This window comes from Bacillus sp. LK2 (genome assembly GCF_001043575.1).
GTDB lineage: Bacteria > Bacillota > Bacilli > Bacillales > Bacillaceae_G > Bacillus_A > Bacillus_A paramycoides.
Genome location: NZ_LDUK01000003.1, coordinates 108,347 through 127,201, shown reverse-complemented (window position 1 = coordinate 127,201; position 18,855 = coordinate 108,347). Strand labels below are relative to the sequence as shown.

At 35.8% G+C, this 18,855-nt stretch carries 18 protein-coding genes, 3 riboswitches and 1 other annotated feature; of the genes, 15 read left to right on the top strand and 3 right to left on the bottom strand.

All coding sequences use genetic code 11. The features are described from left to right. Window positions 1-139: 139 nt before the first annotated feature. Window positions 140-2,026, bottom strand: coding sequence for an LTA synthase family protein (locus tag VK90_RS03705; RefSeq protein WP_048370533.1), 1,887 nt, complete (start codon window positions 2,024-2,026; stop codon window positions 140-142). A gap of 261 nt (window positions 2,027-2,287) precedes the next feature. On the opposite strand from VK90_RS03705, the gene VK90_RS03700 reads away from it, so the two are divergent. The 12 genes from VK90_RS03700 to VK90_RS03650 all read left to right on the top strand — a co-directional run bounded on the left by VK90_RS03700 (window position 2,288) and on the right by VK90_RS03650 (window position 13,284). After that, a complete protein-coding gene (locus VK90_RS03700; RefSeq protein WP_048370530.1) occupies window positions 2,288-2,683 on the top strand; it encodes a DUF3888 domain-containing protein in 396 nt (131 codons plus the stop codon). An 88-nt stretch (window positions 2,684-2,771) separates the two neighbouring features. Beyond that, window positions 2,772-2,953: riboswitch (Lysine riboswitch) on the top strand. Window positions 2,954-3,132: 179 nt separating this feature from the next. Then, a complete protein-coding gene (lysA, locus tag VK90_RS03695; protein ID WP_048370529.1) occupies window positions 3,133-4,449 on the top strand; it encodes a diaminopimelate decarboxylase in 1,317 nt (438 codons plus the stop codon). Window positions 4,450-4,566: 117 nt separating this feature from the next. Further along, window positions 4,567-4,675: riboswitch (SAM riboswitch) on the top strand. A 71-nt stretch (window positions 4,676-4,746) separates the two neighbouring features. Next, the gene (locus VK90_RS27520) at window positions 4,747-4,890 is read left to right on the top strand and encodes a YezD family protein (protein WP_002171072.1); all 144 of its coding nucleotides are present in this window, start codon (window positions 4,747-4,749) and stop codon (window positions 4,888-4,890) included. Between the two features lie 86 nt (window positions 4,891-4,976). Continuing rightward, window positions 4,977-5,681 (top strand): phosphoadenylyl-sulfate reductase, encoded by a 705-nt coding sequence (locus tag VK90_RS03690; protein ID WP_048370527.1) that lies wholly within the window; start codon window positions 4,977-4,979, stop codon window positions 5,679-5,681. A 39-nt stretch (window positions 5,682-5,720) separates the two neighbouring features. Beyond that, window positions 5,721-6,857, top strand: a complete 1,137-nt coding sequence (gene sat, locus VK90_RS03685; protein ID WP_048370526.1) for a sulfate adenylyltransferase — start codon at window positions 5,721-5,723, stop codon at window positions 6,855-6,857. A 12-nt stretch (window positions 6,858-6,869) separates the two neighbouring features. Then, on the top strand, window positions 6,870-7,463 hold the full coding sequence (gene cysC / locus VK90_RS03680) for an adenylyl-sulfate kinase (protein WP_002171075.1): 594 nt from the start codon (window positions 6,870-6,872) through the stop codon (window positions 7,461-7,463). Between the two features lie 11 nt (window positions 7,464-7,474). Further along, the gene (locus tag VK90_RS03675; protein WP_048370524.1) at window positions 7,475-9,097 is read left to right on the top strand and encodes a nitrite/sulfite reductase; all 1,623 of its coding nucleotides are present in this window, start codon (window positions 7,475-7,477) and stop codon (window positions 9,095-9,097) included. Between the two features lie 10 nt (window positions 9,098-9,107). After that, on the top strand, window positions 9,108-9,308 hold the full coding sequence (locus VK90_RS03670) for a DUF3906 family protein (RefSeq protein WP_002171077.1): 201 nt from the start codon (window positions 9,108-9,110) through the stop codon (window positions 9,306-9,308). An 86-nt stretch (window positions 9,309-9,394) separates the two neighbouring features. Then, window positions 9,395-10,171, top strand: coding sequence for a uroporphyrinogen-III C-methyltransferase (gene cobA / locus VK90_RS03665; protein WP_002171078.1), 777 nt, complete (start codon window positions 9,395-9,397; stop codon window positions 10,169-10,171). 1 nt (window position 10,172) lies between these two features. Beyond that, window positions 10,173-10,916 (top strand): sirohydrochlorin chelatase, encoded by a 744-nt coding sequence (locus tag VK90_RS03660; protein ID WP_048370523.1) that lies wholly within the window; start codon window positions 10,173-10,175, stop codon window positions 10,914-10,916. Then, window positions 10,891-11,508 carry an NAD(P)-binding protein gene (locus VK90_RS03655; protein ID WP_002171080.1) on the top strand — a complete coding sequence of 206 codons (618 nt, stop codon included), beginning with the start codon at window positions 10,891-10,893 and terminating at the stop codon, window positions 11,506-11,508. Before VK90_RS03660 ends, VK90_RS03655 begins: the two co-directional genes overlap by 26 nt. A gap of 61 nt (window positions 11,509-11,569) precedes the next feature. Continuing rightward, window positions 11,570-11,817: a binding site (T-box leader), on the top strand. A 111-nt stretch (window positions 11,818-11,928) separates the two neighbouring features. Then, complete coding sequence (locus VK90_RS03650; RefSeq protein ID WP_048370521.1) at window positions 11,929-13,284, top strand: sodium-dependent transporter; 1,356 nt, start codon at window positions 11,929-11,931, stop codon at window positions 13,282-13,284. Window positions 13,285-13,314: 30 nt separating this feature from the next. Here VK90_RS03650 and VK90_RS30100 read toward each other — a convergent pair whose 3' ends face one another. Beyond that, a complete protein-coding gene (locus tag VK90_RS30100) occupies window positions 13,315-13,476 on the bottom strand; it encodes a hypothetical protein (protein ID WP_197088198.1) in 162 nt (53 codons plus the stop codon). Between the two features lie 100 nt (window positions 13,477-13,576). After that, window positions 13,577-14,839 (bottom strand): murein hydrolase activator EnvC family protein, encoded by a 1,263-nt coding sequence (locus VK90_RS03645; protein WP_048370518.1) that lies wholly within the window; start codon window positions 14,837-14,839, stop codon window positions 13,577-13,579. Window positions 14,840-15,325: 486 nt separating this feature from the next. Here VK90_RS03645 and gltP point away from each other — a divergent pair, with 486 nt between their 5' ends. The 3 genes from gltP (at window position 15,326) to VK90_RS03630 (ending at window position 18,823) form a co-directional block, all read left to right on the top strand. Then, on the top strand, window positions 15,326-16,600 hold the full coding sequence (gltP, locus tag VK90_RS03640; RefSeq protein ID WP_048370516.1) for a glutamate/aspartate:proton symporter GltP: 1,275 nt from the start codon (window positions 15,326-15,328) through the stop codon (window positions 16,598-16,600). Between the two features lie 67 nt (window positions 16,601-16,667). Further along, a complete protein-coding gene (locus VK90_RS03635) occupies window positions 16,668-17,186 on the top strand; it encodes a DUF402 domain-containing protein (protein WP_048370514.1) in 519 nt (172 codons plus the stop codon). A gap of 120 nt (window positions 17,187-17,306) precedes the next feature. Beyond that, window positions 17,307-17,412, top strand: a riboswitch (SAM riboswitch). A 94-nt stretch (window positions 17,413-17,506) separates the two neighbouring features. After that, window positions 17,507-18,823: a Na+/H+ antiporter NhaC family protein gene (locus VK90_RS03630; RefSeq protein ID WP_048370512.1), complete on the top strand. Its 1,317-nt coding sequence runs from the start codon at window positions 17,507-17,509 to the stop codon at window positions 18,821-18,823. Window positions 18,824-18,855 lie beyond the last annotated feature (32 nt).

Below are 18,855 nucleotides of genomic sequence, written 5' to 3'. Positions count from 1 at the left end.
AATTCTTAATTAGTGTATGAAAGTTTACTTATTTTATCATACCATAAATTTCTTCCCCGTACGAAAGAAATTCCCAATTTGTGAAAGATTTGAAGCGTAAGAAAAAAAGAAGCAACTTTTCATAAAGTTGCTTCTCACCTTATTCGAATTTTGTTGTCATCGTTCCAGTTTTATATCGATTGTTAGGATCAAATCGTAATAAATCTCCATAAATCAGTTTGTCGGAGAATTTTAATTCTGTTTTGGCTTTTTCGATATATGGCTGGCATAGTGCTATGTCAGCCTCTTCACCTGAGCTTCTTTTGTAGCATATATTTTTTGTATAAACATAATCTTCTGTTACAAAGCTACCGTCGCGCATTACCATAAGTGGATCCTTTTCTTTTATAAATAAGTCAGTTCCAAATTCAATTGATTGATTTGTTTTAATACCAAGTAAATGAAGTAGCGTTGGTTTAATATCAATTTGTCCTGATACTTTAGAAATGACTTTTCCTTCTTGACCAGGTACATGAATGATGAGAGGGACGCGTTGTAATTGCATAGAATCAAACGGTGTAATAGCGTCTTTCCCAAGGAATTGAGCCATAGCTGCATTATGGTTTTCAGAAATACCATAATGATCACCATAAATGACAATAATGGAATTATCGTATAGCCCTTCTTCTTTCAATTGATTAATGAATAATTTAAGAGCTTCATCCGTGTAGCGGACCGTTGGGAAATAGCGGTTTAGAACACCGCTTTCCGAATTAAACTCATCAACATATTTATCTTCTGGACTTAGAATAAATGGAAAATGATTTGTTAAAGTAATAAATTTTGTATAGAACGGTTGCGGTAAAGATTTTAACTTTGGAATAGATTGTTCAAAGAACTCTTTATCTTTTAATCCCCAACCGACAGACATTTGTTCAGTGCCTACGTAATCATTTAAATTAAAATAACGATCATATCCAAGTGCAGGATACATTACATCACGATTCCAAAATGTTTTATCGTTTGAATGGAAAACCGCAGAATAATAACCGTATTTTTTTAATTGCTCTGGTGTCGCGGTATATTCATTGTTAGCATGAGTAAAGAATACAGAGCCACGGTCTAATGGATAAAGGGAGTTTTCCACGATAAATTCAGCATCAGAAGTTTTACCTTGTCCCGTTTGATGATAGAAGTTATCGAAGTAAAAACTATCTTTTATAAACTGATTTAAAAATGGAGTAATCTCTTTCCCATTTATTTTTTTATTAATAACAAAACTTTGTGTAGATTCCATTGAAATTAAAATTACATTTTTACCTTTTGCAGCTCCGAATAAGTTTTTATCAACTTGCTTATCTTTTGCGTCTACGTAGTTTTTAATTTCTGAAAATCCATCTCCGCTTGCAAATACACGTTCAGCCGAAGATTTGGATTGAAGTGTAATATCAAATAGATGATATGTGTATAAACCTAAATTTTTCACGACAGTTTGACGATCAAATGAGCGTGAGAACATTTGTGGTTTATAAATAACTGAAACAACAATTTGCAGTGCTAATAGCGCTGTTACACCACTAAAGAAAGTTCGCTTCTCAGAACGAGAAAGTGGCGTTGTATCACAAAATGATGGGAATTTACGTGAAATAAACATTAAAATAATTGCATCTGCAAATAAAAGTAATGTTTTGTACGTAAAGAGCTCTTTAATGCTCGTTCCTAAGTCAGCCATATTATTTGTTTGGAATAAAACAGGGAATGTAACAAAATCGTTATAGAACCCGTAAAACATTGCATTTCCAAATAAAATAAATGACAGTATAAAACTAATACCAATAATAATTCGATTTCGGTACTTAGATGCAAGTAAAGCTAAACCGAAAAATAAAAGTAATGAAGCTAGTGGATTAATAAAAAGCATAAATTCTTCAAAGAAGTTATCAATTTTAATATCAAATGCTAGCTTGTACACAATATATGTTTTAATCCATAATAAAACGACTGCAACGAGTGCAAATCGTAATTTTGGAAACAGATGTTGTAGCATAATATACTCCTCTCCTGAAAGCATGACAGTTCTTGTGAAGTTAATTGAAGTTATCCTCACTTTATATATACGAACAGTCCTTTATTATTATGATTATTATACTATGAGTATCATTATACGAAAATAAAAGAGGATTGTGGGCTTTTTTTGCAACAATTGAGTAGAAAAAGGGAAGTGGGAGACAATAAAATGGAATTTCTATGTATGATTATTATCATTTGCTAAACATAGAAAGTATTGCGTAATGATGCGGAGGTTATAATGCGAAATTTATTATACGTTATAGTATGCAGTAGTTTTATGTTTTTTGCTTCACCGAATGTATCAGTAGCACAATATGATGCGCCGCTCATGGAAGATGCGCTTTATTCTGTTTTATTTCCAAAAATAAATAGAGCGATTGAAAAACAGTATGGGGGCTTGAAACCATATGAGTGTCCGAGAATTATTAGCTTAAAAAAAATGTATAGTGGTACATATTTATTTCAAGCAGTTATCGAAGTAACGAAATATGAACGAGTTGGTGGGAAAATTGCTCCGCCATTTGAAAAAGTAACAATTACGTTTAATAATGAGGAAGGCGAATGGGAAGTAACAAAGGTTGTAGTAAAACGTTTACCAAATGACACCAAATTAAACTGTAAAAAAACAATTTGAAAAATTGTTTGACAAATAAAATGTTCCTTTGGTATTGTTAATAGCAACATTAGATGTTTGAAAATTAAATAGACTTACCTCATCTACTCTCAAAGGTAGAGGCCGCGATAGGAAAGAGTAAGCTATGGGAGATTTAGTGGAATCTGTGATCATAGGTTGAAAGGGACTATTGCCGAAATATAAGAATGACCACGTTATTCATATATTGGGACTGCATTGAATAAATGTAGTACTGTCATAAGATTTATTTTATGGAGAGCTATTTGGAGATGTTGATGCGGTTTCTTATTTGAGAAGATAACAACTCGTTTATTTTTTCAATATATATTTTTCCTAATAAGAAACGCGTGTGAACATTGTTCCGCGCGTTTTTTGTCTATCTAAAAGCGTGCTGCAATGAATAGAAGATTGGGGTTATGAGTTTTAGAGGAAATAAGGGAGGAATTCAAATGTATTTACACGGCACAAGCCGAATCAATGGGCAAGGACACTTAGAAATTGGAGGGTGCGATACGACGCAGCTAGCAAAACAATACGGAACACCACTTTATGTATACGATGAAGAGTTTATTAGAGAGAAATGTCGTGCGTTTCATCGTGCTTTTAAAGGAAGTGGTTTCTCTTATCAAGTAGCATATGCAAGCAAGGCGTTCTTGTGCATGGAGATGTGCCGAGTAGCTCGTGAAGAGAATATGTCTTTAGATGTTGTTTCTGGAGGGGAATTATATACTGCGCTCCAAGCGGGTTTTCCGGCATCTCGTATTCATTTTCATGGAAATAATAAAACAGAAGAAGAAATTATTATGGCTCTTCAGGCAAATATCGGTTGTTTTGTAGTAGATAATTTCTTAGAATTAGAAATCTTACATGACTTAGCAATTCAACATGGGAAATTTGTGAACATATTAATCCGTGTAACGCCTGGAGTAGAGGCACATACACACGAATATATAACAACAGGGCAAGATGATTCGAAATTTGGATTTGGTGTTTCAAATGGTCAAGCGATGCAGGCAATTGAGCTTGCCTTGCAAAAATCAAATTATAATGTATTAGGAATTCACTCGCACATTGGATCACAAATATTTGAAACGGCTGGTTTTGTTCGAGCAATTGAAGTACTACGTCAATTTTTAGAAGAAGTGAGAGAGCGAACAAACTATGTAGTGAAAGTATTGAATGTGGGCGGAGGTTTCGGTATACGTTATACGGAGTCTGACACACCGTTAACACTTGAAACGTATGTGCACGCTGTAACAAGTACGGTAAGAGAGCAGTTTACATTATGTGAATATCCGCTTCCGGAAATATGGATTGAACCAGGCCGTAGTATCGTAGGTGATGCCGGAACAACAATTTATACAGTCGGAGCGGTGAAAGAGATTCCTGGTATTCGGAAATATGTTTCAGTCGATGGTGGGATGACGGATAATTTAAGACCGGCTCTATATGGAGCTCGTTATGAGGCGATGTTGGCGAATCGAGGGAATGATGAAAATGAGGAACTCGTTTCGATTGCTGGGAAATGCTGTGAAAGTGGAGATATGCTTATTTGGGATATTAATCTCCCGAAAGTTGCCTCTTCTGATTTACTAGCGATTTCTTGTACGGGTGCGTATGGTTACTCGATGGCTAATAATTATAATCGTATTCGTAGACCAGCTGTAGTCTTTGCAAAAGGCGGGACGTCACAAATTGTTGTAGAACGTGAAACATATGAAAATATTATTGGGAACGATTGCATACGTATTAAAGAGCTTGTTTAAATGTGAAAAAGGAGTTGTTCAGGGTGGGCAATTCCTTTTTTAAAAAATAAAATAATTAAAATATATCGGAAAACTAGGATTGAAAAAAATCAGAATTGTGATAAAATACAAATACAAAGCTTATCAAGAGAAGCGGAGGGAACTGGCCCTACGAAGCTCGGCAACCTGCTTATAGAAAGCAAGGTGCTAAATCCAGCAAAATGGAATCCATTTTGAAAGATAAGGTAAAATATATTACCGAACAGTCTTTTCGAAATGGGAAAGATTTTTTTTATGAATAAAAAGGGGGCTGTTTGCGTGGGAGTACGGGAACATTTTGATGAAGTGTCCGAAAAAATTCAAACGATGCTTGCGGATATGAAATATGGTTCAATCACAATTGTTGTGCAAGATGGAAAAGTGATTCAATTGGAAAAAAGTGAAAAGGTCCGATTAAAGTAAAAAGCGCTGACTAGAAAAACTAGAGGCGGTTTTAATCTATTTTATTAGATTAAAACCGTCTTTTTGCTGTTACAGGGGGAAAAAACATGTTGACGTACGAAACGTGGGAAGAAAATAGTGTTTCATTTTCTGAAGAAGATGAAACGAAGGGTGCGTTATCGGTATTAAGCTGGGCTTATAGAGAGTATAAAGATGAAATTGTATATGCATGTAGCTTTGGGGTGGAGGGAATGGTTTTATTGCATCTTATAAACCAAGTAAATCCATCTGCTAAAGTTGTATTTTTAGATACAAATGTTCATTTTCAAGAAACGTACGAATTAATTAAAAAGGTACGCGAGAGATTTCCTTCATTAAATATTATAGAAAAACAGCCTGAGTTTACACTTGAAGAACAGGCGAAGCTTCATGGAGAGAAATTATGGGAAAGTAATCCGAATCTTTGTTGTAATATTAGAAAAATTTTGCCGTTAGAAAAATCATTAGCAGCCGAAAAAGCGTGGATATCAGGCTTGAGAAGAGAACAATCAGAAACGCGTAAGCATACACGGTTTATAAATCAAGATCGTCGTTTTCAATCTATTAAAGTTTGTCCGCTCATTCATTGGACTTGGAAAGAAGTTTGGCGATATGTATACAAACATAGTTTGCCATATAATCCGCTACATGATGTTGGCTATCCGAGTATTGGGTGTGAGAAATGTACATTGCCTGTAGGAGATGGTGGCGACTCAAGAGATGGAAGATGGGCTGGGAAAATGAAGACAGAATGCGGACTTCATTTTCAATAAGATAGATTTTGAAATAAAGCTAAGAGGGGATATAAAAAGATGAGTACAACAAATGAAGTAGTAAACCGTATTGATGAAACATATGACATTTCGAACATTGTAAAAGAAATCGAGCTAGACAAAATTGCACTTAGTGATTTAGAACTTCTGGCGACAGGAGGATATAGCCCTCTTACGGGATTTTTAGGGAAGAGAGATTATGACTCAGTTGTAGAAACGCTTCGTTTAGTAAATGGTAGTGTTTGGAGTATACCGATTGCATTACCAGTAACGGAAGAAGAAGCAGAAAGATTGAAAGTTGGAGAAGAAGTAAAGCTTGTTAAAGGTGGAACTGTATATGGTGTTATTCAAATAGAAGATATTTTTGTACCTGATAAAGAAAAAGAGGCGTTACTCGTATATAAAACGAAGGATGAGGCTCATCCAGGGGTGAAAAAATTGTATGATCGGTCGAACGTTTACGTTGGAGGCGCTATTATTTTAATACAACGCTCTGAAAATGATCAGTTTGCTTCTTATCATTTAGATCCAATCGAAACAAGAGCGGAATTTAAAAAGCGCGGATGGAAAACGGTAGTTGGGTTCCAAACACGCAATCCTGTACATCGTGCGCATGAATATATTCAAAAATCTGCACTTGAAATTGTCGATGGTCTCTTTTTAAACCCGCTCGTTGGTGAAACGAAATCAGATGATATTCCTGCTGATGTGAGGATGGAAAGTTATGAAGTATTACTACAGAATTATTATCCAAAAGATCGTGTTTTCTTAGGGGTATTTCCTGCAGCGATGCGATATGCAGGTCCACGTGAAGCGGTATTTCATGCATTAGTAAGAAAGAATTTTGGCTGTACTCACTTTATTGTCGGGCGTGATCATGCAGGAGTAGGAGATTATTACGGAACGTATGAAGCGCAGGACATCTTTAAGAATTTTACAGTAGAAGAGTTAGGGATTACGCCGTTATTTTTTGAACATAGTTTTTATTGCATCAAATGTGAAGCGATGGCTTCAACGAAAACATGTCCGCACGGAAAAGAAGACCACGTCATTTTATCAGGTACGAAAGTAAGAGAAATGTTAAGAAATGGTGAGATTCCGCCAAGTACATTTAGTCGTAAAGAAGTAGTGGAAGTACTAATTAAAGGTTTGAAAAAAGAAGTAGTAACAGAATAGGGAGAGAACGAGATGGATACGAATATTACTTGGCATACAGCTTCGGTTTCAAAAGATGAGAGAAGAGTGAAGAATGGGCATCACAGTTTTGTAGTTTGGTTTACTGGTTTATCAGCTTCGGGTAAATCTACAGTAGCCAATGCGGTTGCTCGTAAACTATTTGAAAAGAATATTGGAAATTATGTGTTAGATGGGGATAATATTCGCCACGGTTTAAATAAAGACTTAGGTTTTTCTGAAAGTGATCGTATGGAAAATATAAGACGTATTGGCGAAGTGGCGAAGCTATTTGTAGATCAAGGTACTGTTGTCCTTACAGCTTTCATTTCACCATTTCGAGTAGATCGAAAACAAGTTAGAGATCTATTAGCGGCAGATGAGTTTATTGAAGTCTTTGTCAAGTGTCCGATTGAAGAATGTGAGAAGCGTGATCCGAAAGGGCTTTATAAAAAAGCGAGACAAGGTGATATTAAACAGTTTACTGGTATTGATTCACCGTATGAGGAACCGGAACAAGCAGAATTAATTGTAGAAACGCACAAGTATTCTATTGAAGAATGTGCAGAACAAGTTGTGAAGTACTTACAAGAGCGTAGCTTTATATAGGGGGATTTAAAATGAGTTATGAAAAAGTATGGGCTAATAATGAAAAAATAAATCAGACTGAGAAAAACAAATTGAAAAAAGATGGTTTGGAAATCTTTAATGATATTCCTTACTATGCGGAAAATGGATTTGAATCAATTCCGAAAGAAGAGTGGGACTCCTTTAAATGGGCCGGATTGTATTTGCAACGACCGAAAGAAGCTGGCTATTTTATGATGCGTGTTAATATTCCTTCTGGGATTATTACAAATGCACAGGCAGAAGCACTTGCTTCAATCGCTGAAGACTATGGACGTGATGTGTTAGATATTACGACGAGACAGGCGATTCAGTTTCATTGGCTAGAAATTCAGCAAATTCCGGATATTTTTAAAAGATTAGCGAGAGTAGGGTTATCTTCAGCGGGGGCGTGCGGTGATATTACACGTAATATTACAGGGAATCCACTTGCTGGAATTGATGCGAACGAACTATTTGATACAACGTTGATTGTTAAAGAGATATATGAATACTTCCAACATAATGAAGAGTTTTCTAATCTACCTCGTAAATTTAAAATGTCTATTAGTTCTAACATTTATAATTCAGCAAATGCTGAAATTAACTGTGTGGCATTTACACCCGCTACGAAAGAAATAGATGGTGAGAAAAAAGTTGGTTTTCATATAAAAGTAGGCGGAGGATTATCTGCGCGCCCTTACTTAGCGGAAGAATTAGATGTATTCGTTTTACCAGAAGAAGTGAAGGCAGTATCGATTGCAATTGCTACTATATTCCGTGATTTTGGATATCGTGAAAAACGCCACTTAGCACGTTTGAAATTTCTTGTTGCTGACTGGGGAGCTGAGAAATTTAAAGAGAAACTAGTAGAATACACAGGACCCTTGCAAAGTAAAGGAGAAAGTGCGCTCAAAGGATGGAATGCCGGATATTTTTATGGCGTACAAGATCAAAAACAAGAAGGATTAAAATATGTCGGTTTTAATGTGCCGGTAGGGCGTTTACATGCAGAAGAGATGTTTGAGATTGCAAGAATTGCAAAGCAATATGGAAATGGACAAATTCGTACTTGTAACTCACAAAACTTCATTATTCCGAATGTTCTGCCAGAAAATGTTGAAGGATTATTAAGTGAACCGTTGTTTGAAGCAATTTCTGCAAACCCGAAATCGTTTATCGGTCATGCGGTTTCATGCACTGGTATTGAGTATTGCAATCTTGCATTAGTAGAAACGAAAGAAAGATTACGCAAAATCGCAGAATACTTAGATACACAAATTGCACTTGATGTTCCAGTTCGAATTCATATGGTAGGATGCCCGAACTCCTGTGGTCAACGTCAAATTGCTGATATTGGTTTGCAAGGAGTAAAACTGAAAACAAAGGAAAAGGGAATCGTTGAGGCATTTGAAATATATGTGGGCGGAACGCTATTAGATGGCGGAGCATATAACGAAAAATTAAAAGGGAAAATAGATGGTGAAGATTTACCGGATGTTCTCGTGTCCTTTTTACGTTATTTCCAAAAGAATAAATTACTAGCCGAAACGTTTTATGATTTCGTAGGACGTGTTGGAGTGGAAGAATTACAAATTGTACTAAATCGCGTATTAGAAGAAGTAATAGCGTCTTAGGAGGGACAATATGGATTTATATCGATTTGAAGCTGTATTAGTGAATAGTGTTGTTCCAATAGTCGTTGTTGCTCAAAGTGAAGAGCAAGCGTTTAAGCTTGCGGAAATAGAGCTGGAAAAGTATTTTTTACCGCTACCAGAAGTGAAAGAAATCTCCTTATATGAAAAAAAGAAGATTCAAAAAGGAGCGGCGTTTGTTATTCATGAGTAGGGAACATTGTAATACGAAATAGTAGTAACTTCCATTCGTATATAAGGATGGAAGTTTCACTTTAATAATAGAAATGAGGAGAGATGATGGGCAAGGTTTATATTGTCGGGGCGGGTCCTGGTGATCCGGATTTAATTACTGTTAAAGGGTTGAGATGCATCGAGAAGGCTGATGTTATATTGTACGACCGTCTTGTAAATAAAGAATTGCTTTCTTATGCAAAGCCTGAAGCGGATTTAATTTATTGCGGGAAACTCCCAAATTATCACACGATGAAGCAAGAAACGATTAACACATTTCTTGTTAAATATGCGAAAAAAGGAAAAGTTGTAACGAGACTAAAGGGCGGGGATCCATTTGTATTTGGAAGAGGTGGAGAAGAAGCTGAAGCGTTAGCCAAGCAAGGTATCTCATTTGAAATTATTCCTGGCATTTCAGCAGGCATAGCTGCTCCTGCTTATGCTGGCATTCCAGTGACGCATCGCGATGCAAGTGCAAGTTTTGCCGTTGTGACGGGGCATAGAAAAGAAGGTGCTGAGGAAGAAATGAAATGGGAGAACTTAGCGAAAGGTGTAGATACATTAGCTGTCTATATGGGGGTTAGTAATTTACCCTACATATGTGAACAACTTATAAAGTACGGAAAAGAAAAGAGTACACCTGCTGCTATTATTGAGTGGGGGACGACATCTATGCAACGTACGGTTACAGGGACGTTAGGAACGATAGTAGAAGTTGCTAAAAAAGAACAAATTCAAAATCCAAGTATGATTGTTATTGGAGAAGTTGTCCGTTTTAGAGAAAAGATACATTGGTTTGAGAAGCAAACGGAAAATGCATATCAAGTAAGCGGAGTGTTGTGATATGAAAGCCGTCTTATATATATGTCACGGAAGCCGTTTGAAAGCGGCAAAAGAAGAGGCAATTCAATTTATTACGTCATGTATGAGCCGTGTAGAGGCAAATATTCAAGAAGTTTGTTTTTTAGAGCTAGCGAGTCCATCTATTGATGAAGGATTTCGTACATGTGTGAAGCGTGGTGCTACAGAGATTGTCGCGATCCCTGTTTTTTTATTAGCGGCAGGACATGTGAAGGAAGATATTCCGCTTGAATTACGAAAGTTAAACGAGCAATATCCGAATATCAAAATAGTGTATGGTAATCCATTTGGTGTATCAGAAGTGCTTGTAAAGGCGGTGTATAACGGAATGGGTATTAAAGAAGAAGTAACACTTTTGCTCGTTGCACGAGGAAGTAGTGATCCTCAAACTTTACAAGATATAAAGTGGATTTCTTCTTTATTTCAAAAAGAAAAGAACATTATAAAGGTGGAAGTTTGTTATTTAGCAGCCGCGGAGCCAAAGTTTGATGAGAAGTTGAAAGAAATTGTAGAACAAAAAGAACGGAACATTGTTGTGTTACCTTACTTATTATTTACAGGCTTGCTCATGAAACATATTGAGAAAGAGGTGCGTCAATATGAGTCGGAAGAGATAAAAACAAGTCCATATTTAGGGAAGAATGTAGCGTTTCGAGATATGTTAATTCAGAAAACAGAGGAAATATTGAAGGGAGATCAATATGTATCCACTTACAGTGCGAGTTGATAAGAAACGTGTTGTTGTCATTGGCGGGGGAAAAGTAGCAGGATTTAAAATTATTCCTTTACTAAAACAAGGTGCGGATATCGTTGTGGTAAGTACAGAATTAGATACGAATTTAGTAAAATTTGTAGAAGAAAAGCAAATTCGTTGGTATCAAAGGGAATATGAAAAAAGTGATATTAAAGATGCTTTTTTAGTAGTCGCGGCGACTAGCGATTCGGTACTAAATGAACAAATTGCTAAAGATGCTGCAGTGAATCAATTGGTAAATGTTATTACAAATCCGGAAAGTGGAAATGTTCATTTTCCAGCAGCGTTTCATCGTGGGCTACTTAATGTAGCTGTTTCTACAGGCGGAGCCAGCCCGAAACTTGCGAAAAAAATTCGTGACGATATCGCAAATAAATATGATGAGACGTATGAAACGTATCTTGATTTTTTATATGAAGTAAGAATAAGAGTGAAAGAATTACAAGTAGAGAAGCGACAGAGAAATATATTATTACAAGAAGTATTAAAGGCGGTATATGTTCAAAATGAACAAAAAAGAGAATTGTTTTTACAAGAATTAGAGAGAAAAGTTCATATAGGATAATGAGTAAATTGTACTTTACAACTATAAGAATATAATTTATAATCACAAGTAACTTCAAAAGATGAAATCGATGAGCAAGAAGAGTACGTATATTTGATGCGTTCAGAGAGCTGGGGTAAGGTGTGAGCCCGGTACGATAAAATATACAGAATGGGCTTGCGAGAGGTATGCTGAACATTGCAGTAGGCAACCCGGGTTCCGCCGTTAAAAGGATAGAGTATCGGAATTTTCCTGTACTTGAACAAGTGGGATTTATCAATCCAATTGAGGTGGTACCACGGTATTTACATTACATATATCGTCCTCTACATGCATATTTGCGTGTAGGGGACTTTTTTATTTTCTAAAGGAGGTGTGCGAGTATGAAATGAAAGTGTATAATTAATAAAAGTTTAAATATTCAGAAAAGGAGAATTTATGATGAAAGAAACACAGCAATGGACGTCGAAAATAGGCTTTGTACTCGCAGCAGCCGGAGCCGCAGTAGGTCTTGGGGCAATATGGAAATTCCCGTATGTTGCAGGTAATGGCGGGGGAGGCGCATTCTTCCTTGTATTTTTACTATTAACTTTATTTATAGGTATGCCACTTCTTCTAGCCGAGTTTGTTATCGGGCGTAGTACCCAAAAAGAGGCGGTTACAGCTTATAAACAATTAGTACCAAATAGCAAGTTATATCCTTGGATTGGTCGTATGGGAGTTGTTACTTGTTTTAGCGTACTATCTTTCTATAGTGTTGTAGGTGGATGGATTTTACTTTATTTATACTATAGTGTCACAGGTAGCTTCTGGAACGGAGTAGTAGATTATGGGCAATTGTTTGGTGAAACAATTTCAAATCCAGTAAGTGCTATTGGAGCGCAATTCATCTTTATGCTTTGTACCATTTTTGTTGTTAGTAAAGGTGTGGAAAAAGGCATAGAAAAAGCAAGTAAGTACATGATGCCGCTATTATTTATTTTATTTATTGCTATCATTGTTCGTGCGTTAACACTCGATGGTGCTTTTGCTGGGGTAGAATTCTTCTTAAAACCAGATTTTTCAAAGCTTACAGCAGATACGATTTTATATGCGATGGGACAATCTTTCTTCTCACTAACGGTAGGTGCCTCCGTAATGGTAACGTATAGCTCGTATTTAAAGAAAGAAGAGCACTTAGCTAAGTCAGCAACATCTATTGTAAGTTTAACTATTTTTATTACAGTACTTGCAGGGTTAGCAATTTTCCCAGCGATTTTCGCATTAGGGGTTAAGCCGACCGAGGGACCAGGGCTGCTATTTATCGTCCTTCCTGCTGTATTTGCAAAAATACCATTTGGACAATTTTTCTTTATTATGTTTTTAGTGTTATTCTTCTTTGCGACTTTAACATCTGCGATTTCAATGCTTGAAATTGTAGTAGCATCTGTTGCGAAAGATAATGAGAAGAAGCGTCCGTCAGCATCGTTATTAATTGGTATTCTTATTTTTGCAGTTGGAATTCCATCGGCATTATCGTTTGGAGTTATGAGTGATGTGAAAATATTTGGGAAGACATTCTTTGATTTCGTTGATTTTTCGGTAAGTAATGTGCTGCTGCCGTTAGGGGTACTAGCCATTTCGCTATTCGTACCAAATAAAATGAGTAAAGAGTTATTAATGAAAGAATTAGAAGTTACGGAAACGAAAGGGAAAACATTGTTTAATATTTGGTTTTTCTTATTACGTTATATAATTCCAGTAACTGTAATTATCGTATTTTTAAATGCGATAGGCGTATTTAAAATGTTTGCATAATAAAAAGACGGGGAAATCTCCGTCTTTTTATTATGCTGTAGGTGTATTTAATAAACGATTATATGCTTTATAAGCTGTGATAACCGCGATAAATGATCCAATTAAAAATAATACTGAGCCGCCGAATGTAAATAGTCGGCCGATGTATGTTTCTCTAGCTTCTTCTATTTCTTCTTGTAATTGTGTATTCATATTTATCCCCCCGCAAAATATAGGCATTTAGTTGTAGTCTATGTGAAATGCCTATAAAGTGTGAAGTGGTAGTAAAAAAACTCGGTATGCACCGAGTTTTTTATAATCCAATATAAGGAGATGGATCAACTGCATTTGTTTTACCGACATTCCATTCTCCAAGGTGAAGTTCGAAGTGTAAATGCTGTCCGTATGATTGACCGGTATTCCCCATAAATCCAAGTTGATCGCCTTGTTTTACAGTTTGTCCATTCGATACGGAACGGCTACTCATATGTGCATATACTGTCGTATATGTTTTTCCGTTTATACGGTGAGATAAGTACACAACGTTTCCGTAACTAGATGATAATTCTGAACGGATAACGACACCATCTGCAGCGGCAATAATTGGAACCGTTCCCGAAGCAGCGATGTCAATTCCTTTATGGTTATCTAAAGAACGTGCGCCAAATCCAGAAGTTTTCGATCCAGCCGCTGGTTTAATAAATCCACCGACATTTGTATCGTGTGGTGTTGGGGCAGCTTGAGCAGATGTAGTAGCTTGTTTCTGAGCTTCTTCAGCCTTACGTGCCTCTTCAGCCTTACGAGCTTCTTCTGCACGTTTTTCTTCTTCAATTGCTTTTTGAACAGCTTGACGCTGGTTTTCTAAAATACCTTTTGACTCTTCTAACCCTTCAATCTCGGAATCTACTTTTGCTACTTTCGTATGTAGATCGTTAATAAGAGTTTGTTGCTGTTGTTGGTTATTTTGTAACTCTTGTTGTTTATGCTCTAATTTTTGTTCAGCTTCTTTCAGTTGTTGCTCTTTTTTCTCAACAGCCTCTTTTTCTGTTGTCACAGCATTTTGATCAGTTGTTTGTTTTTTCACAATATCTGTATCGTTGTTTAAAATTAAACTTACGGAGTACATATTATCAATTAAATCAGCAATATTTGCAGAACTTGTTAATACTTCTGTAATGATATTTGTGCGAGGTTTTTCTTGCATAGATTGTAGTCGTTGTTTAATAACTTCCTGACGTGTATCTATGTTCGTTTGTAATTGCTCTATATGTTTCTTTTTTTCAATAATAACTTGCTGTGTTTTGCTAATTTCTTTTTTTGTATCGTTTAAATCAGCTTCGTTTTTATTAATAGAAGTAGTTAATTCATCGATTTTCTTTTGTAATTCCTGGATTTCTTTTTCTATTTGTTCTTTCTCAGCTGATTTATTTTGTAAGTCATTTTGTTTGCCTTCTAATTCAGATTGAATATTAGATAATTTATTTTCATTCGTTTCAGCGTATACGGGTGAAAGTAACGGGGAAACGAAAATCGTTCCAGCTGCTAAAACACTAAATGCTGCAAATTTCTTTTTCATTGTTGTCTTGCTCCTTTCCCTATGAATGTATATATCATAAGAAGAAGAAGGGTGTCTATCGCTGTAATCATAATGTAAAGAAAATTTTATAAAATTGCTAAGTTTTGTCGGAATTTAGTATTGTTTGTCGTTGTGCTTTAATATTTTTATGAATGCAAAAGATGAGGTGCGCTCTATTTTTAGTGGGAAATAAAGGATATAATATTGGCTTTTTACATAGTGAAATATTATTTTAAAAGTCCATAAAACACTGGTGAGGAATCGTTCTCATGTGAGGTTTTCTGACATGGGTTTTGTTTTTGTCAAGAAAATTATTTGTATTCGTGCAAAGTTATTTTGTTGTCAGATTTTAATTTTTGATTTATGATTTTTAACAGGGACAAAATGTAGTGAATTGTCGAATAATATGTAATACTCTTAATTTCTTAGTTTCATAGAACGAGAGAAGGGTAGAGTGAATGCATCAAAGAGGGGGTTGCGGCAAATATGAAAAGAATAGGACTTGCATGGCAAATTTTAATAGGACTTGTGCTTGGTATTACAGTTGGGGCGATTTTCTTTGGTAATCCGGCAGTGGTAAATTATTTACAACCAATTGGTGATATTTTCATCCGATTAATTAAAATGATCGTTGTACCGATTGTTGTAGCAAGTATTGTTGTTGGGGTTGCTGGTGTTGGCGATGTTAAGAAGTTAGGCCGACTAGGCGGAAAAACAATTATTTACTTTGAAATTATTACAACACTTGCAATTGTTGTTGGTCTATTAATAGCAAACATTTTCCAACCTGGAAAAGGCGTTGATATGGATAAATTGACGAAAACAGATATTTCCAAATATACACATACGACAGAGCAAGTACAAAGTCATTCATTTGCGGATACATTTGTAAATATTGTTCCAACGAACATTATGAAATCATTGGCTGAAGGTGATATGCTTGCTATTATCTTCTTCTCTGTATTATTTGGTTTAGGTGTAGCGGCGATTGGTGAGCGTGGTAAACCGGTTCTGCAATTTTTCCAAGGTGTAGCAGACGCAATGTTTTACGTAACGAACCAAGTTATGAAGTTTGCACCATTTGGTGTATTCGCATTAATTGGTGTTACAGTTTCTACATTCGGTTTATCTTCATTAATTCCATTAGGGAAATTACTAATTGTAGTATACGGAGCAATGATCTTCTTCGTTGTAGTTGTATTAGGGCTTACCGCGAAAATATTCGGTATTAATATTTTCCAATTCTTCAAAATTTTAAAAGATGAGCTTATTCTTGCGTATTCTACTGCGAGCTCAGAAACGGTTTTACCGAAAATTATGGAGAAAATGGAGAAATTCGGTTGTCCGAAAGCAATTACATCTTTCGTTATTCCGACAGGTTATTCATTTAACTTAGATGGATCAACTTTATATCAAGCAATTGCGGCACTTTTCTTAGCGCAAATGTACGGTATTGATTTATCCATTACACAACAAATTACATTATTACTTGTACTAATGGTGACATCAAAAGGTATCGCGGGTGTACCAGGCGTATCATTCGTTGTATTATTAGCGACACTTGGTACAGTAGGTATTCCAGCTGAAGGATTAGCATTTATTGCAGGTATTGACCGTATTCTAGATATGGCTCGTACAGCAGTTAACGTTGTAGGTAACTCTTTAGCAGCTGTAGTTATGTCTAAGTGGGAAGGTCAATATGACGCTGAAAAAGGACAAGCTTATTTAAAAGAGATTTCTGAAAAGGGTCAAGCGGCTTAATTATGATTTATAAAGCTCTCACATAATATGTGAGAGCTTTTTTGTATGTAGAAGAGGAGAGGGAGTTATGAAACGTAAGTACGGTGATGGTTCTACGTGGAAGCGATTAATAGAGAAGACATACACAGTAAAACAAGTTGAAGAAGGTATGTTAGGAGTACTGAATATAAAAAAGGTGAGAGAGCCTAGTTATAAAGAATACAAAGGTAAAGAACTTTGCATTGCAGGTGATGAGTATACATGGATGCAATATTTTATAAACGGGAAAAACTTTGCAATTACAGCTATGTTAGACGATCAAAAAAAATTAGTGCAATATTATATCGACGTGACGAAAGAATATAAAATAGACGAGCGTGGTTTACCTTATTTTGATGATTTATATTTAGATGTAGTATTGTTACCGAACGGTGAGATTTATGTATTGGATGAAGACGAGTTAGAGGATGCCTATAGTATGGGGGATATTACTAAAGAAGAATATGAATTAGCTTGGCATATAACAAAATGGATTGTAGCAGTGATAAAAAAGGGAGAATTTTATTGGATTTCAATAATGGATAAAGAGATTGAAAAGTTGAAATGATTGATGTATTCACGTTTTTGTATAATTACCAAAAAAATCTATACAAAAAATAATTGACTTTTGTTTTGTAAGCGAGTAAAGTTAGGAAAGAAATTATTATTAAAAAATAAATATGAAACCTTCTTATAAAGAGAGGCGGAGGGACTGGCCCTACGATGCCTCGGCAGCGGACTCGAGTTTAGAGTGCTGTGCCAAATCCAGCAAGCATGTGCTTGAAAAATGAGAAGAGTGTTTCTTATAGATGTATAAGACCTCTTCTCGTTGGAAGAGGTCTTTTGTTGTTCATTAAAAAAGGTTGAAAACTAGGGAGAGATGATACTTTGAAAGAAACGAGAGGAAATGGTTTAGCATTATTACCACTTGGAATATTTTTGGCGCTATTTATTGGTTCTGGAATTATTACAGGTGATTTCTATAAATTGCCGATACTTGTAGCGATTTCAATTGCTGTAGGAATTGCTTTAGCGATGAATCGTAAAGAAAGCTTTAATGTGAAAGTGGAACGATTTGCAAAAGGTGCAGGAAATCCGGATATTATGATTATGGTATTAATCTTTGTACTTGCAGGGGCGTTTTCTGCAACAGCAAAAGGAATGGGTGGAGTTGATTCTACAGTTAACTTAGCGTTATCTATTTTACCGCAAGGGTTTATCGTTGCTGGAATTTTTGTTATAGGGGCATTTATTTCATTAGCGATGGGAACTTCAATGGGAACAATTGCCGCATTAGCGCCAATCGCTGTAGGTATTAGTGGGCAAACTGATATCTCAATTGCACTAACGATGGCGACTGTTGTTGGTGGTGCGATGTTTGGTGATAATTTATCATTTATTTCTGATACAACAATTGCAGCTGTAAGGTCGCAAGGAACAGAAATGAAAGATAAGTTTAAAACGAACTTTTTAATTGTATTGCCAGCTGCAATCATTACAATTGTACTATTAGTAATGATTACTTTAGGAAGTGATACAGAAATTAAAGCTCATACATTTGATTGGGTGAAGATTTTACCATATGCAGGTGTACTTGTTACAGCATTACTTGGTTGGAATGTACTTATCGTGTTAACAGGCGGAACTGTACTATCTGGTGTTATCGGTCTCATAGATGGAAGTTATACGTTAGAGAGTTTCTTTAAAAGTGTAACGACTGGAATGGGCAGTATGATGGAATTAGTATTACTTGCAATTTTAATCGGTGGTATGGTTGAGCTTATCCAGTATAATGGTGGTATTCAATATTTAATGAATCTTTTAACACGTAATATTCGTTCGAAAAAAGGAGCAGAGTTTGGAATTGCTGGTTTAGTGAGTATGACGAATATGTGTACAGCAAATAATACAATCTCTATTATTTTTACAGGTCCGCTTGCGAAGAATATTGCGGATCAATATGAAATTGATCCACGTAAATCAGCGAGTGTATTAGATCTTTTCTCCTGCTGTGTACAAGGGTTAATTCCGTACGGTGCTCAAATGTTAACAGCGGCAGGATTTGCTGCATTATCTCCAATTGAATTGTTACCTTATGCATTTTATCCAATATTAGTTGGAGTATGTGGCATCATTTCGATTTTAATTGGTTTCCCGCGTTTTTCGAAGGGTACGGAGAAAAAAGAGTATCATAAAACAGCGTAATCAACTATGAATTTTATTAGTAGCAACTGAAG

What these genes read in the sequence shown, in the direction of transcription:
- VK90_RS03705 (WP_048370533.1), bottom strand. Translation starts at nt 2,026, where the DNA reads ATGCTACAACATCTGTTTCCAAAATTACGATTTGCACTCGTTGCAGTC.
- VK90_RS03700 (WP_048370530.1), top strand. Translation starts at nt 2,288, where the DNA reads ATGCGAAATTTATTATACGTTATAGTATGCAGTAGTTTTATGTTTTTT.
- lysA (WP_048370529.1), top strand. Translation starts at nt 3,133, where the DNA reads ATGTATTTACACGGCACAAGCCGAATCAATGGGCAAGGACACTTAGAA.
- VK90_RS03690 (WP_048370527.1), top strand. Translation starts at nt 4,977, where the DNA reads ATGTTGACGTACGAAACGTGGGAAGAAAATAGTGTTTCATTTTCTGAA.
- sat (WP_048370526.1), top strand. Translation starts at nt 5,721, where the DNA reads ATGAGTACAACAAATGAAGTAGTAAACCGTATTGATGAAACATATGAC.
- cysC (WP_002171075.1), top strand. Translation starts at nt 6,870, where the DNA reads ATGGATACGAATATTACTTGGCATACAGCTTCGGTTTCAAAAGATGAG.
- VK90_RS03675 (WP_048370524.1), top strand. Translation starts at nt 7,475, where the DNA reads ATGAGTTATGAAAAAGTATGGGCTAATAATGAAAAAATAAATCAGACT.
- VK90_RS03670 (WP_002171077.1), top strand. Translation starts at nt 9,108, where the DNA reads ATGGATTTATATCGATTTGAAGCTGTATTAGTGAATAGTGTTGTTCCA.
- cobA (WP_002171078.1), top strand. Translation starts at nt 9,395, where the DNA reads ATGGGCAAGGTTTATATTGTCGGGGCGGGTCCTGGTGATCCGGATTTA.
- VK90_RS03660 (WP_048370523.1), top strand. Translation starts at nt 10,173, where the DNA reads ATGAAAGCCGTCTTATATATATGTCACGGAAGCCGTTTGAAAGCGGCA.
- VK90_RS03655 (WP_002171080.1), top strand. Translation starts at nt 10,891, where the DNA reads ATGTATCCACTTACAGTGCGAGTTGATAAGAAACGTGTTGTTGTCATT.
- VK90_RS03650 (WP_048370521.1), top strand. Translation starts at nt 11,929, where the DNA reads ATGAAAGAAACACAGCAATGGACGTCGAAAATAGGCTTTGTACTCGCA.
- VK90_RS30100 (WP_197088198.1), bottom strand. Translation starts at nt 13,476, where the DNA reads ATGAATACACAATTACAAGAAGAAATAGAAGAAGCTAGAGAAACATAC.
- VK90_RS03645 (WP_048370518.1), bottom strand. Translation starts at nt 14,839, where the DNA reads ATGAAAAAGAAATTTGCAGCATTTAGTGTTTTAGCAGCTGGAACGATT.
- gltP (WP_048370516.1), top strand. Translation starts at nt 15,326, where the DNA reads ATGAAAAGAATAGGACTTGCATGGCAAATTTTAATAGGACTTGTGCTT.
- VK90_RS03635 (WP_048370514.1), top strand. Translation starts at nt 16,668, where the DNA reads ATGAAACGTAAGTACGGTGATGGTTCTACGTGGAAGCGATTAATAGAG.